Source organism: Bacillus sp. N3378-2at (genome assembly GCF_033412715.1).
In the GTDB taxonomy this organism is placed as follows: domain Bacteria; phylum Bacillota; class Bacilli; order Bacillales; family Bacillaceae; genus Bacillus; species Bacillus subtilis.
The window spans coordinates 1,530,760-1,544,037 of record NZ_CP117986.1 but is presented as its reverse complement, the minus strand read 5'-3'; the positions used below and the strand labels follow the sequence as shown (position 1 = coordinate 1,544,037).

Annotated in this window: 16 protein-coding genes; 9 read left to right on the top strand and 7 right to left on the bottom strand. The window is 43.5% G+C overall.

Features of this window, described 5'->3' with window-relative positions; all coding sequences use genetic code 11:
• Positions 1-23 precede the first annotated feature (23 nt).
• The gene (locus tag PUN35_RS08545) at positions 24-164 is read left to right on the top strand and encodes a hypothetical protein (protein ID WP_119122854.1); all 141 of its coding nucleotides are present in this window, start codon (positions 24-26) and stop codon (positions 162-164) included.
• Positions 131-787 carry an adaptor protein MecA gene (mecA, locus tag PUN35_RS08540; RefSeq protein ID WP_014479448.1) on the top strand — a complete coding sequence of 219 codons (657 nt, stop codon included), beginning with the start codon at positions 131-133 and terminating at the stop codon, positions 785-787. Before PUN35_RS08545 ends, mecA begins: the two co-directional genes overlap by 34 nt.
• Here the strand turns inward: mecA and PUN35_RS08535 are convergent.
• A complete protein-coding gene (locus tag PUN35_RS08535) occupies positions 782-904 on the bottom strand; it encodes a hypothetical protein (RefSeq protein ID WP_003245684.1) in 123 nt (40 codons plus the stop codon). The genes mecA and PUN35_RS08535 overlap by 6 nt on opposite strands.
• Positions 905-977: 73 nt before the next feature.
• Between PUN35_RS08535 and coiA the strand changes: the two genes are divergently transcribed.
• Positions 978-2,099, top strand: a complete 1,122-nt coding sequence (gene coiA / locus PUN35_RS08530; RefSeq protein ID WP_235091746.1) for a competence protein CoiA — start codon at positions 978-980, stop codon at positions 2,097-2,099.
• Positions 2,100-2,328: 229 nt separating this feature from the next.
• Positions 2,329-4,158, top strand: a complete 1,830-nt coding sequence (gene pepF, locus PUN35_RS08525) for an oligoendopeptidase F (RefSeq protein WP_173401378.1) — start codon at positions 2,329-2,331, stop codon at positions 4,156-4,158.
• Positions 4,159-4,195: 37 nt separating this feature from the next.
• Here pepF and PUN35_RS08520 read toward each other — a convergent pair whose 3' ends face one another.
• The 5 genes from PUN35_RS08520 to PUN35_RS08500 form a co-directional block, all read right to left on the bottom strand.
• A complete protein-coding gene (locus PUN35_RS08520) occupies positions 4,196-4,363 on the bottom strand; it encodes a hypothetical protein (protein WP_003244944.1) in 168 nt (55 codons plus the stop codon).
• A gap of 314 nt (positions 4,364-4,677) precedes the next feature.
• A complete protein-coding gene (gene spxH, locus PUN35_RS08515; protein WP_003245184.1) occupies positions 4,678-5,577 on the bottom strand; it encodes a protease adaptor protein SpxH in 900 nt (299 codons plus the stop codon).
• On the bottom strand, positions 5,574-5,972 hold the full coding sequence (locus PUN35_RS08510; protein WP_003232928.1) for a globin domain-containing protein: 399 nt from the start codon (positions 5,970-5,972) through the stop codon (positions 5,574-5,576). Before PUN35_RS08510 ends, spxH begins: the two co-directional genes overlap by 4 nt.
• A 254-nt stretch (positions 5,973-6,226) precedes the next feature.
• Complete coding sequence (cwlQ, locus tag PUN35_RS08505) at positions 6,227-6,961, bottom strand: bifunctional muramidase/murein lytic transglycosylase (RefSeq protein ID WP_014479451.1); 735 nt, start codon at positions 6,959-6,961, stop codon at positions 6,227-6,229.
• A gap of 14 nt (positions 6,962-6,975) precedes the next feature.
• Complete coding sequence (locus tag PUN35_RS08500; RefSeq protein WP_014479452.1) at positions 6,976-7,548, bottom strand: CYTH domain-containing protein; 573 nt, start codon at positions 7,546-7,548, stop codon at positions 6,976-6,978.
• Positions 7,549-7,672: 124 nt separating this feature from the next.
• Here PUN35_RS08500 and PUN35_RS08495 point away from each other — a divergent pair, with 124 nt between their 5' ends.
• The 4 genes from PUN35_RS08495 to PUN35_RS08480 are packed head-to-tail and all read left to right on the top strand — an operon-like array spanning position 7,673 to position 10,438.
• Complete coding sequence (locus PUN35_RS08495; RefSeq protein WP_014479453.1) at positions 7,673-8,041, top strand: UPF0738 family protein; 369 nt, start codon at positions 7,673-7,675, stop codon at positions 8,039-8,041.
• A gap of 28 nt (positions 8,042-8,069) precedes the next feature.
• The gene (gene yjbM / locus PUN35_RS08490; protein ID WP_003245294.1) at positions 8,070-8,705 is read left to right on the top strand and encodes a GTP diphosphokinase; all 636 of its coding nucleotides are present in this window, start codon (positions 8,070-8,072) and stop codon (positions 8,703-8,705) included.
• An 18-nt stretch (positions 8,706-8,723) separates the two neighbouring features.
• Positions 8,724-9,524: an NAD kinase gene (locus PUN35_RS08485; RefSeq protein ID WP_003232918.1), complete on the top strand. Its 801-nt coding sequence runs from the start codon at positions 8,724-8,726 to the stop codon at positions 9,522-9,524.
• Between the two features lie 14 nt (positions 9,525-9,538).
• The gene (locus tag PUN35_RS08480; protein ID WP_014479454.1) at positions 9,539-10,438 is read left to right on the top strand and encodes an RluA family pseudouridine synthase; all 900 of its coding nucleotides are present in this window, start codon (positions 9,539-9,541) and stop codon (positions 10,436-10,438) included.
• Positions 10,439-10,450: 12 nt separating this feature from the next.
• On the opposite strand, the gene prpE is transcribed toward PUN35_RS08480, so the two are convergent.
• On the bottom strand, positions 10,451-11,185 hold the full coding sequence (gene prpE, locus PUN35_RS08475; protein ID WP_003232912.1) for a bis(5'-nucleosyl)-tetraphosphatase PrpE: 735 nt from the start codon (positions 11,183-11,185) through the stop codon (positions 10,451-10,453).
• A gap of 234 nt (positions 11,186-11,419) precedes the next feature.
• On the opposite strand from prpE, the gene PUN35_RS08470 reads away from it, so the two are divergent.
• On the top strand, positions 11,420-13,264 hold the full coding sequence (locus tag PUN35_RS08470) for a monovalent cation:proton antiporter family protein (RefSeq protein ID WP_014479455.1): 1,845 nt from the start codon (positions 11,420-11,422) through the stop codon (positions 13,262-13,264).
• Positions 13,265-13,278: the final 14 nt, after the last annotated feature.

Below are 13,278 nucleotides of genomic sequence, written 5' to 3'. Positions count from 1 at the left end.
ATACAAAGGAATTCACACTGGCCTTGGTTAAGGTTAAGATGTGGACGGAATGGGTAAAGTGTAGTAAAGTACAATTAATCGGGAGCTTAGATGTCCCTTCAACATCTTATATAGAAGGGAAGGTTGGCAAATGGAAATTGAAAGAATTAACGAGCATACAGTAAAATTTTATATGTCTTACGGAGATATTGAAGATCGCGGTTTTGACAGAGAAGAAATTTGGTATAACCGTGAGCGCAGTGAAGAACTATTCTGGGAAGTCATGGATGAAGTTCATGAAGAAGAGGAATTCGCTGTGGAAGGCCCACTTTGGATTCAAGTTCAGGCACTGGACAAAGGATTAGAAATCATCGTCACAAAAGCCCAGCTTTCCAAAGACGGACAAAAGCTCGAACTGCCGATTCCTGAGGATAAAAAGCAAGAACCAGCATCTGAGGATCTTGACGCCTTGCTGGATGATTTCCAGAAAGAAGAGCAAGCCGTCAATCAGGAAGAGAAGGAGCAAAAGCTTCAATTTGTCTTGCGATTTGGCGATTTTGAGGATGTTATTTCTCTATCTAAATTGAACGTTAACGGAAGCAAAACGACTTTATATTCGTTTGAGAACCGATATTATTTATATGTAGATTTTTGCAATATGACTGATGAAGAGGTTGAAAATCAGCTAAGCATCCTGCTGGAGTACGCAACTGAATCCTCAATCAGCATACACCGTCTTGAAGAGTACGGCAAGCTGATTATTTCAGAGCATGCTCTAGAAGCGATAAAAAAACACTTTGCATCATAGCAAACCGATTTCCTTCCGGAAATCGGTTTTTTTTATGCACGAAAATGCCATTTTAGAGATGTGAAAAATCAAAAACATATAGACAAGCAGAAAATACAGCGAACAGGAGTTGATCATCTTTTCCAGAAAGTATACTTCATCTGGAAAGGAGAGATGACAATTGTTTAGTGCTGTGACTGAAGACGGCCAAATGTTTCACCTTCTAGGCGCTCAGCAAAACCAGAAATTAAAGCGGAGACGGTTCTTCTGTCCGGTATGCGGGGGAGAGCTAGCTGTGAAGCTCGGACTTCAAAAAGCGCCGCATTTTGCCCATAAACAGAACAAGTCCTGCTCCATAGACATCGAACCGGAAAGCGCCTACCACTTAGAAGGAAAAAGACAGCTGTATGTATGGCTGAAAACACAACGGGCTTCACCAATATTGGAGCCGTATATAAGGACAATCAACCAAAGACCGGACGTCATGGCAAGAATCAAGGAGCATATGCTTGCTGTTGAATATCAATGCGCCACTATCGCTCCAGATGTCTTTCAAAAGCGGACAGAGGGCTTCAAACAAGAAGGAATCATTCCGCAGTGGATTATGGGATACAGCCGCTTAAAACGGACTGCTTCGTCCTTTTATCAGCTTTCAGCTTTTCATTGGCAGTTTATCAATGCAAGTCCATACAGAGAGCTGATATGTTATTGTCCTGAAAGGCGTTCTTTTCTCCGGCTCAGCCACATCATTCCATTCTACACAAACCATTCTTATTCCTCAGTCCAAACGATCCCTATCCATCGGGCAGGTGCAGACGATCTTTTTTTCACTGAACCGAAACCCTCAATTCAATATTCAGGCTGGACGAAAGCGATTCACCGTTTTCGCCATAAACCCCATCGGTTTAACTCAAAGGAAATAAATCGCCTTAGGCTGCTGTTTTATGAGAAGCGGCAGACATCTTTTTCTTTTCTGCCGACTGAAGTGTTTGTTCCTGTTAGAAAAGGGGCAGTTTTTAAGAGTCCGGTTTTTGTGTGGCAGGGGTTTCTGTATTTGTTTATGACGGATCTTGGAGGTAAACGTGCGCCAATTCGTTTTTCAGCCGTTTTGCAGCAGTGCAAACTGCACATTCATAATAAGAACATTGCACTCAGGTTTGAATGCAGCGAAGAGTGTCTTTCAGAAGCGGTTAAACAGTATATTGATTTTTTGTGCAAGAAGGGATTTTTAAGGGAGACTCAGAAAGAAGTATATGTGCTGAATCAGCCTGCAGGCGGCATACACTCCATGCAGGATCTCATAGAAAGAGACCGCAGCTGTTTTATAGAATGAGTTTGTCTTATTTGGCTCACCCTAAGACAAAGGTGGTGGGCAGGCTGTGAAAGGCACAAAAGGAAAGGTTTTTCGTGTTTTTACTGCTTTTTTGGCATTCGTTCTCTTCATTACTGCATATGATTTGACAAAAGGCAGTGAAAAACCGGAAGATATTCACAACACAAGTTTATTGAGAAACAGCTGTTTTTTCAATTGGCTTGAATCAAAGAAGACGAGGGGGATCACCATGGCTGAGGAAAAAAAAGCAAACCAACTGCCTGACAGAAGTGAGGTAAAGGCAGAAGACACATGGAGACTTGAGGATATTTTTCCTAGTGATGAGGCCTGGAATAAAGAATTTCAAGCTGTAAAAGAATTAATTCCGAATTTATCTAAGTATAAAGGAAAGCTGGCAGATTCAGCTGATCATTTATACGAGGCTCTTACGTATCAAGATAAAGTGATGGAGCGGCTGGGTAGGCTGTACACATATGCGCATATGCGCTCTGACCAGGATACTGGGAACTCCTTTTACCAGGGGCTGAATGACAAGGCGGGAAACCTGTATACACAGGCTGCAAGCGCGACAGCTTATTTGGTTCCGGAGATTTTATCCATAGAAGAAGACAAACTGCAGCAGTTCATTCTTGAAAAAGAAGAATTAAAGCTGTACTCTCATGCGATTGAGGAGATTACAAAGGAACGTCCGCATGTGCTGAGCGAGAAGGAAGAGGCACTGCTTGCTGAAGCCTCCGAGGTACTGGGGTCATCTTCAAATACATTCAGCGTGTTAAATAACGCAGATATAACGTTTCCATCCATTAAAGACGAAGATGGGAATGAAAAACAGATCACTCACGGCAACTTTATTAATTTCTTGGAAAGTGAAAACCGTGAAGTCCGCAAAAATGCGTTTGACGCAGTGTATAAAACGTACGGACAATATAAAAATACAATGGCCACGACGCTTAGCGGCACTGTGAAAAAGGACAACTTCTACGCGAGAGTGAAAAAGTACAAGTCCGCGCGTGAGGCTGCGCTTTCTAACAACAGTATTCCTGAGGAAGTATACGATAACCTTGTTAAGACGATTAATAAGCATTTGCCGCTCCTGCACCGCTATATTGCGCTAAGAAAGAAAGTGCTTGAGCTTGATGAAGTGCATATCTATGACCTGTATACACCGCTTGTGAAAGATGCTGGGATGAAGGTGACATACGAGGAAGCCAAAGATTACATGCTGAAAGGCCTTGCACCTTTAGGGGAAGAATATGCCTCTATCCTAAAAGAAGGACTGGAAAACCGCTGGGTGGACGTTTACGAAAATAAAGGCAAACGCAATGGGGCTTATTCATCAGGAGCTTACGGCACGAATCCGTATATTTTGATGAACTGGCATAATAACGTCAATAATCTCTTTACGCTCGTGCACGAGTTTGGACATTCCGTACACAGCTACTATACGAGAAAGCACCAGCCTTATCCATATGGCAATTACAGCATCTTTGTCGCGGAAGTTGCCTCTACGACAAATGAAGCGCTCCTTGGCGAATATCTGCTGAACAATTTAGAGGATGAAAAACAGCGCTTATATATTCTCAACCATATGCTTGAGGGCTTCAGGGGAACGGTTTTCAGACAAACGATGTTCGCTGAATTTGAACATCTGATCCATACAAAGGCGCAAGAAGGCGAGCCGCTTACACCTGAGCTTCTGACAAAGGTCTATTACGACCTGAATAAAAAGTATTTTGGAGACGGCATGGTGATTGATAAGGAAATCGGCCTTGAATGGTCGCGTATTCCGCACTTCTATTACAATTACTATGTGTATCAGTATGCGACAGGGTACAGCGCTGCCCAAGCATTAAGCAGCCAGATTTTGAAGGAAGGAAAGCCGGCGGTTGACCGTTATATTGACTTCCTGAAAGCGGGAAGCTCACAATACCCGATTGATGTCCTGAAAAAAGCGGGTGTTGATATGACGTCTCCAGAGCCAATCGAAGCCGCGTGCAAAATGTTTGAAGAAAAACTTGATGAAATGGAAGAGCTGCTGATGAAAGTCAAGCAGTCTTAAAAAAGTAAGCCTGTGCGGAAATGACGCACAGGCTTTTTTAAAACCCTTTAAAGGTTTTCCGGTGATTCAAGCGGTAGAGGGTAAACAAAATAGACAGAAACAGCAGAGGAGAGGTAATATAAAGCGGCAGCATATGCATCATGCCTAAGATATTCAAGCAGAAAAAAACGGCAATGCACACAATTGAGATCAAAGTAGACATCATGGCGGTCCTCCTTGTCCTTTTTCCTTATAAGGATATGAGTGAATGCACTTCGTTATGTTTTGTGACAAAAATATGAACATTAAGCATAGAGGTTGTCAAAAGTCGACATCTTTTGTTATCATAAGGATGTGAAATTGATCACAAACAAACATTACCCCTTTGTTTGACCGTGAAAAATTTCTCCCATCCCCTTTGTTGTCGTTAAGACATATGAAACCGCGCTTATCCCGGCGCGGTTTCTTTAGTGTTAAAAATAGAACGTACGTTTGGTTCAGGGCGTAAAAAAACAGCCTCAAGCATATGCACGCCTGCGGCTATTTTTCACATGATTGATATTCATCAGAATAAGTGCTGAGAGACTTCCAAAACATTCCGTGTTTGGCTTCCACTTTGGCAACCTTTTTAGCAAACGCCAGTTTTTTCATTTCTTTTTCTACCTCTTCAAGGCTCAGATCATATACAAGCGCAATTTCTTTAGAGGCAACGAAGCGGAAATATTCAATAAAACATTCTAAAGGCGGTGTTTCCGACGGCTTCGGCTCGTCGCCAAGCATCTCAAATAAAATTTCTTCATATACATCATATGAGTAGCTGCCAGGAACTTTAAGCCCTTCATCCTCATGCTGCGTATTAAAAAACGTCAGTGTCGGATTAACAGAAACATCCATCTCAGCAGCAATTTTCATGTCACATTGAAGCGCCTTGACCGCGCTTTGAGAATGCAGATCTTTTTTGAATTCTTCAAGATCGAGACTTGTATTTTCAGCAATCTCCAAAAGCACGTTTTCATCCGTAATATTTTTCTTTGAAACAAATAGGCTCTCCTGCATATTTCTGAGAAATTGCATGCCGGCTTTTCGTCCTTGCAATTCGGCTGCTTTAAAAGCGAGAGCAGCCATATAAGGCGATGAAAGCGGCTGATCCTGTTCGAACCAGACATTGCCGTCACATGACATGCCAGAGCGGCTCGCGATCTTTTCCCATGCTTCTGCGAGAAGATGCTTTTTTCGCTTTTTATTTAAAGCGGTAAGGCTTGCGGAAGCGATAATGCGTAAGGTGAAAAAACGTCCGTATCTGATTTTCAGCTTTTTGATGACGGGCTCTAAGGACCAGCATTCAGGACATAAAGGGTCTACAAACATATAAATTTCAAGCGGTTTTTTTGGATGACCGTGGCAATGGGCGAAGTATAGCTCATGCTGATAGTTTGTCAAGATGATCGATCCTCCGCTTCCGTTTGATTCACCATATGCCTTGCTGTCAACTCCAGCCGGCCAAACAAAAACTCACGAATTTCGCCCTCCAGCCCTACATGGTCCATTGCGTCCTTCATACAGCTGAGCCACGCATCAGCTCTCTCGTTTGTAATTGGAAAGGGAAGATGCCTTGCTCTGAGCATAGGATGGCCGTGCTCCTCGGTATAAAGCGGAGGCCCGCCTAAATACTGAGTTAAGAATTGCTTCTGTTTCCTGGCGGTTTCTGTCAAATCGCTAGGAAAAATCGGCTTCAGCAAAGGATGAGACGCGACACGCTCATAAAAAGTATCAACAAGTTGCGATAGAAGTTCCTCTCCAATCGCTTCATAAGGTGCGTTAAACGATTGTCCCATGTTGACTACTCCTTTAAATATGGCTAATAGGAATCATAAATCCTATTGCAAAAAGTAATTTTCTGTATTTCATTGTTTCATCTAGATTTATTTTAGCAACAAGGCATCATTTCTACAAACAAACTGCCTTTTATGCGTTTGATGACTCATTTCGGCTGACAGCCGGGGTTTGTATTTCATATCATATCACATAAAAATCAGGAATGCGTAAGATTTCACTCCGCAAAAAAACCAGAGGGAAAGAGCACCTCTGGTTACGCGTAATAAGCTGAAGTTATTTTTTTTACATAGTTTTTCGTTTCTTGGAAAGGAGGAATGCCTCCGTATCGGTCAACATTCCCCGGTCCGGCGTTGTAAGCCGCTAATGCCATAGACACATTGCCGCCGTATTTATCCAGCATTTGTTTTAAATATTTCGTTCCGCCCTCCACATTTTGCTGCGGATCAAGCGGATTGGAAACGCCAAGTGAGCTTGCTGTTGACGGCATCAGCTGCATGAGGCCCATCGCACCTGCTCCGCTGACCGCTTTTGCATTAAAGCCTGATTCCTGTTTGATGACGGCACGGATCAGTTTTTCATCAACGCCATATTTATCAGCGGCTTTTTTAATCGCACTGTCAATAGAGAAGTCTCCCGAACTGATCTGATTTGCTTCATGTTTGTTTGAAGCTGAATCTGCAGCAGCTGTTTCAGTGCTTTCTGCCGCTTTTGTGACTGAACTTGAATTGCTGCTCGTATATGAGTTAAGCCCATACGCTGAAAGCAGTGACGGCGCTGTTGTATTCGCGCTGTTCAGCATGCTGAGCGGGCTTGGCGATGAAGAAAGTGCTGATTGCTGAGATGTCAGACCGTTTGTATATTGGCTGAGCAAAGAGCTAAAACTTGAAAGCGGGCTTTCCGTATTCTGAGTGTCCGAGCTGCTGCGTGCATTAGATATGGACTGTAGTGCCTGAAGCTGAAGTAAAGCTGCCCAATTCGTTACATTCACGATGTCATTCCACCTTATATAGACTTTCGTTTTTCTTCATAAAAACGCAGAATTTTATTTTTGGTTTCGCGCTGAGGAATGCTGAATTGCTGAAGCAGCTTCTCGAAAGCTTTTCTGCCCTCATGCCAATCCGCCGCCTCAAATTCAATTTCATAGTCCTCTTTATTTAAATATCGGCTGTGGTCTAAAACTATTAAGCCTTTTTCTGTTTCTTTTTCCGCACGGTTTGTTGCTAAAGATCCAAAGTATTGAATGGCATCCGTATCGATCTGAAGCTTGTGCAGCTGGTCCTTCACAGGGCCCTCGGGAACTGAAAATCCAGCGAGATCTGATACCTCTGAAAGCTGCTGGTGCGTTTCCAGAAGCCCCACATCAGCCGGCTCCTTTAATGTAAGGACATACTTTCCGTTTTTTCTGCGGATACGAAGCGCAGCTTGTTTTTGTTTCAGCGCGAAGCTGTCTGTATCAAAATAATGATTCTTTTGATCTGTAAAATCTTTTTCTGTCAGCTGGAGTGCCGCTGCTATGTTTTTGAATTCTTGTTTGGTCAGCATGTTTTTAAATTCGATTTCAATTTCTTGGCTCATGATGCTCTTCCTTTCCGCCCTGTAAATCTTATTTTTACTATTATCTCTTTAGATGTTAGGTTTATCAATATCGAGCTCGATATGATAAAATGAATCTGTACTTTGTTTAAAAAAGGAGAGCATTATGCAAAACAGAATCGAAATTTTGAATGCAACATTATCGGATGATCAGCTTCGCCTTACTTGTCAGACAGAAGGAAACGAAGCGGAACGCAAGCCGTCAGGTCAAATGCTTGTTGATTCTGACCACTTTGCTTTTGTATACATACTTGAATTAGCTGATTCTTTTGAATATGTCATTATAAAGGAACATGTATGGCCGGAACTGAAGCAGGCCCATGCACAAAAAATACCGGTTGTTTTAGAGGCAGGAGACCAAACAATTGAACTGGCAGGCCTGCATGAGGAGCTGGAATATCTTTTAGAAAATATAAAAGATAATGCAAACTATGGAGAAGAAATGGAAGAAAAAGTGAAACACGTGTTTTTATAGAAACTGGTTCGGAATTGGGGGATGTATGATGGATGACAAACAATGGGAGCGTTTTTTAGTGCCGTACCGCCAGGCTGTCGAAGAGTTGAAAGTGAAGCTCAAGGGGATCCGCACACTATATGAATACGAGGACGACCATTCACCGATCGAATTTGTGACCGGACGCGTCAAGCCTGTGGCGAGCATTCTTGAAAAAGCGAGACGGAAAAGCATACCGCTGCATGAAATTGAAACCATGCAGGACATTGCTGGCCTTAGAATCATGTGCCAATTTGTCGATGACATCCAAATCGTAAAAGAGATGCTTTTTGCCAGAAAAGATTTCACCGTTGTGGATCAGAGGGATTATATTGCGGAACATAAAGAGAGCGGATACCGGTCATACCATCTTGTTGTGCTGTACCCTTTGCAGACGGTATCCGGAGAAAAGCATGTTCTCGTAGAAATACAGATCCGTACACTGGCGATGAATTTTTGGGCGACCATTGAACATTCATTGAATTATAAATACAGCGGAAACATTCCTGAAAAAGTAAAACTAAGGCTTCAGCGCGCTTCTGAAGCGGCTTCCCGGCTTGATGAAGAGATGTCGGAGATCAGGGGTGAAGTACAGGAAGCTCAAGCTGCCTTTTCAAGAAAGAAAAAAGGAAGCGAGCAACAATAGGTAAAGGGGAAGAAGAGCATGAAATTTGCCGTATCATCAAAAGGAGATCAAGTTTCTGATACGCTGAAAAGCAAAATACAGGCGTATTTATTGGATTTTGATATGGAACTGGATGAAAATGAACCGGAAATCGTTATTTCAGTCGGAGGCGACGGAACGCTTTTGTATGCTTTTCACAGATACAGCGACCGCTTGGACAAAACAGCATTTGTCGGCGTTCACACAGGTCATCTGGGTTTTTATGCCGACTGGGTTCCTCATGAAATTGAAAAACTTGTTCTTGCCATCGCGAAAACGCCGTATCATACAGTCGAATATCCGCTTCTCGAAGTCATTGTGACCTATCACGAAAACGAGCGGGAAGAAAGATACTTAGCTTTGAATGAATGTACGATTAAAAGCATCGAAGGAAGCCTTGTTGCTGATGTGGAAATCAAAGGGCAGCTCTTTGAAACCTTCCGGGGCGACGGCCTCTGCCTGTCAACTCCATCAGGCAGCACAGCCTACAATAAGGCGCTGGGCGGAGCGATTATCCATCCGTCTATCAGGGCGATCCAGCTTGCGGAAATGGCTTCAATTAATAACCGCGTGTTCCGTACGGTCGGGTCACCTCTGCTTCTCCCATCCCATCATGATTGCATGATTAAGCCGAGAAACGAAGTTGACTTTCAAGTGACGATTGACCATTTAACCCTTCTCCATAAGGATGTAAAGTCGATCCGCTGCCAAGTTGCATCCGAAAAAGTGCGGTTTGCGAGATTCCGTCCGTTTCCATTTTGGAAAAGAGTCCAGGATTCGTTTATTGGAAAAGGTGAATAGAAAGAGGGCATATCGTGGAGCATTTTTTTATCAGAAAGAACATTACTTCCGCTGAGGACGGGATGACTGTAAAAGAATATGCCGGTGAACTGGGAATTTCGAAACGTCTGCTGACCGATATTAAGTTTGGCGGGGGAGACCTGCAGATTAACGGTGAGCATGTGACGGTCAAATACGTTTTGAAAGAGGGAGATCTTCTTATCGTGAAGTTTCCTGAGGAACAGGTGAGCGAGACGCTGCTGGCAGAGCCTATTCCGCTCGATATCCTTTATGAGGATGAACATGTGCTTGTGATAAACAAGCAGCCGTATGTGTCATCAATCCCTTCGAGAGAGCACCCCTCCGGCAGCATTGCCAATGGAATTATTGATCATTATCAAAAAAACGGAGTGAGGGCGACAGTACATCTTGTCACCCGGCTAGACCGGGATACATCAGGTGTCATGCTTGTTGCCAAGCATCGATTTGCCCACTCCATTTTATCGTCTGCGCAAAAAAACGGCCTTGTGAAACGCCGGTATGCGGCAGTGGTTCACGGGCGGATGGCACAGATGGAGGGAACAGTCGATGCTCCGATTGGCAGACATCCTGACAGTATTATTGAACGGACGGTAACACCGGACGGCCAGAAGGCTGTTACTCATTTTTACGTCACATGTGCAAATGATGACATGACCTCGGTGGCATTGCAGCTTGAGACTGGACGAACCCATCAAATTCGTGTTCATATGAGCTATCTCGGGCACCCGTTGTGCGGCGATACACTGTACGGCGGAACGAGACAGGAAATTGGCCGGCAGGCTCTGCACAGCGAGCATCTTTCATTTATCCATCCGCTGACACAGAAGAACATGACGTTTCATGCTCCACTGCCTCAGGACATGAGAAAACTGATAAAAGGAGAGAATCATTGATTCTCTCCTTTTTTATATGGGGCGAAATCTTGATTCGTCGTAAGGCAAGGAGCTTGGAACAGAGACGGTTTCTATTTCTGGAAAGCGAAAGCCTGTCAGTTGATTTCCGAACACGCAGCCTGTATCAATGTTGATGGTGCGATTGACCTTTCGAGGTTCTTTCACAGGTGTATGACCGTATACCACCCAAGCCTTTCCGTTATAGGCTGCCGCCCAATCACGTCTGACGGGTCTGCCGTCCGGATATGTTTCACCCGTCACGTCACCGTAAAGCACAAAGTCCTTCACTCTGCGGGTATATTTGCCGATATCGTCAGCTCTTATGCCAGCATGGGCGACAACTAATTCTCCATTATGTAAGATGTCGTAAAGCGGCGCTGTTTCGTACAGCTTCATAAACTGTTCGCTGACTGATTTTTTCTCATCTTTGGAAAGTTCCTCAAGCTCTGCCGCTGTTGTTTCGAGACCATGCATCACTTTTACCGGATTTCCTTTTAAGTAACGATATAATTTATTGCAATGGTTTCCCGGGACATAACGCACAGCGCCTTTTTCGTAAGCGCCGGCTACAAATCGGATGACCTCTATCGATTTGGGCCCTCTGTCAGTTAAATCTCCGGCAAAAACAAGCACCCTGCCTTCTTCATGGACAGGTACTCCATTTTTGATTGTATAGCCAAGCTTTTGGATTAATGCAGTCATTTCATCATAGCAGCCATGAATATCGCTGATGATATCGTAAGCCATGCGGTATCCTCCTTACCGATTGTTTTATTTATTATGAAGCAAAGTGTTGTGAGTCATCACAAGCTTTTATGTGCAAATTATAGAAGAAGAATCATTTTCTAAACAGGATTAAGACCTTATCACTTTATTTTTCATCATCACCCTTGTTAAAATCGCGTTATGTTTTTTAAAAATGAGGTTTTGTTCTCTGAGTGAGAACTAGCATAACCCTGACTTAAAAAGGAGGTTCTGATTATGGCGCATACATCTGTCGAATCTTTAGTTGTTGTACTTATCGTTGCATTTTTGACACCCATCCTTTTGCATCGGTTTAAACTCAGCATCCCGGTTGTTGTTGCTGAAATCATTATGGGGCTGATAATTGGGAAAAGCGGCCTTAATTTAGTTGTGGAGGGTGACACCTGGCTCCAGACACTCTCTATGCTCGGATTTATCTTTTTAATGTTTTTAAGCGGGCTTGAAATTGATTTTTCGTCGTTTGAGAAAGGAAAGAAAAAGCAGTTCCTGCCGAATGGCAAGGAAGCGCCGAATACGTTTGCTGCGGCATCTGTTATTTTCGTCGGTATTTTTATTTTATCATTGCTCTTGTCCTATGGGTTCGTCTTGGCCGGATTTATCCAAAATGCATTTTTGATGACCCTGATTATTTCAACGATTTCATTAGGCGTTGTCGTTCCAACATTAAAAGAAGAACGGATCATGAATTCGAATATCGGGCAGATTATTTTGCTTGTTGCTGTTATTGCTGATTTGGCCACGATGATTCTTCTTGCTGTTTTTTCTTCTTTATACGGAGAGGACAGCGGAAACATGTGGCTCCTGATGATTCTGTTTGCGGCCGGAGTGGTGCTTTACTTTTTCGGCCGGGTCTTCAAACATCGCTCTTTTGTTCAATCCATGTCAAAAGGGACGATCCAGATCGGGACGCGTGCCATTTTTACGTTAATTATTGTACTCGTTGCCCTGTCTGAATCACTTGGGGCGGAAAATATTCTCGGCGCTTTCTTAGCGGGGGTTCTTGTTTCCCTGCTTTCGCCAAACAAAGAACTTGTTCAGCAGCTGGACTCATTCGGTTATGGGTTCTTAATACCGATTTTCTTCGTGATGGTCGGTGTGAAGCTTGATATTTGGACTCTTTTCCAGGATAAAACAATTTTAATCATGATTCCGCTCCTGCTGCTGGCGCTGTTAGTCAGCAAAATCATTCCTGTCATGTACTTAAAGAAGTGGTATGATAACCGAACCATTTTCGCGTCTGGTTTCCTGCTGACATCAACGCTTTCGCTCGTGATTGCCGCTGCAACAATCGGCCAGCAGCTTCACGTGATCAGTGCAAATATGTCAGGAGCGCTAATTTTAGTAGCCGTCATTGCAAGTATTTTTACGCCGATCTGTTTTAAAAAATTATACAAACGGGAAGAGCAGCCGGAGGAGAAAAAGACGATTACGTTCATTGGCGCCAATCAAATGACTTTGCCTGTTACACTTGAATTGCCAGAGGAAGAGTATGACGTGCGTGTTGTACACGTCTACCAAGAGAATGCGGAGGAAAAGCTGTCAGAATCAGTGTTTGCTGTTGAAACAATTTCTGACTATGAATACGAGACGCTTGAATCACTCGGCATTTTTGAAACGGATATCCTCGTTGTGGCGACAGGAAATGAAGATATGAATGCACACATTGCATTACTTGCAAAAGAAAAAGGCACAGAAAGAGTCATTGCAAGCGTAGGATCACCGGAGCATGAAGCAGCTCTGAAGGAGCAGGGAATCAGCATCTTTTCTATTCTGCTGTCGACAAAAACGCTGCTTCGCGCACTGATAGAAGCGCCTGGCGTCATGAAGCTGCTCACGAACCAAGAGTCTTCGCTGTATCAAATTAATATGGAGAACAGTAAATATGATGGTGTCATTTTACGGGAATTCCCTTTAACAGGTGACGTCATCTTTGTCAGGATTTTCAGAGGTGTGGACAGCATCGTTCCTCATGGGGATACTAGGCTGAAACTGGGAGATCGCTTAATTGTCACCGGATCTCGGGGGTACGTAACGGATCTTAAGAAAACATTGGAAGGATAAATCTTGACCAAATA